Below are 800 nucleotides of genomic sequence, written 5' to 3'. Positions count from 1 at the left end.
GACCCGTAGCTCAGTTGGTTAGAGCGCTACACTGATAATGTAGAGGTCACCAGTTCAACTCTGGTCGGGTCTACTTAAGTTTTTAGTTGGTAGTTAGCAGTTTGTAGTTGAATCTATGATAACTAATAACTGAAAACTAAAAACTGGTAACTAAACTTCTGGGGGGTTAGCTCAGTTGGCTAGAGCATCTGCCTTGCACGCAGAGGGTCATCGGTTCGACTCCGATATCCTCCACTTTAAAAAGTTGAAAGTTGTAAGTTGGAAGTTTCAAGTAACAACAGAGTAAACAAACAGTTCTTAAAATTATTGAGGTGAGGCATAAGGCCTGAAGGTTCGTAACCTTATCATCTGCAAAGGTGGTCAATTTTTGAATTCTGAATTTTGATTTTTGAATTTAAACTTTTGACTTACTAGAGTTCTTTGACATATTGGGAAAGCAAAATTACAAAAGAGAGCAAGTATAGTGGAGCTGACGTAAGNCATTGAAGATGTATTACCCGCAAGGGGGCCAACCCGGAGAACTGAAACATCTAAGTACCCGGAGGAAAAGAAAATAAGAATGATTCCCAGAGTAGTGGCGAGCGAAAAGGGAAGAGCCCAAACCAAAACAGCGTGCTGTTTTGGGGTTGTAGGACTTCGTTTAGAAAGTAATGTCAAGTCGAACCATCTGGAAAGTTGGACCATAGCAGGTGAAAGTCCTGTAGACGGAAATCATTATGGACGAGAAGTATCCTGAGTAGCGCGGGACCGGAGGAATCCTGCGTGAATCTGCCAGCACCATCTGGTAAGGCTAAATACTC

General features: G+C 42.2%; 2 tRNA genes and 1 rRNA gene. All 3 read left to right on the top strand.

The window, feature by feature from the left end:
- Window positions 1-73, top strand: a tRNA-Ile gene (locus tag IEY13_RS30035).
- Window positions 74-160: 87 nt separating this feature from the next.
- A tRNA-Ala gene (locus IEY13_RS30030) sits at window positions 161-234 on the top strand.
- A gap of 228 nt (window positions 235-462) precedes the next feature.
- A 23S ribosomal RNA gene (locus IEY13_RS30025) occupies window positions 463-800 on the top strand; the annotation flags it as partial.

The organism is Filimonas zeae, from assembly GCF_014641615.1.
In the GTDB taxonomy this organism is placed as follows: domain Bacteria; phylum Bacteroidota; class Bacteroidia; order Chitinophagales; family Chitinophagaceae; genus Filimonas; species Filimonas zeae.
The sequence above is the reverse complement of the archived record's forward strand: the minus strand, read 5'-3'. Positions and strand labels throughout refer to the sequence as shown.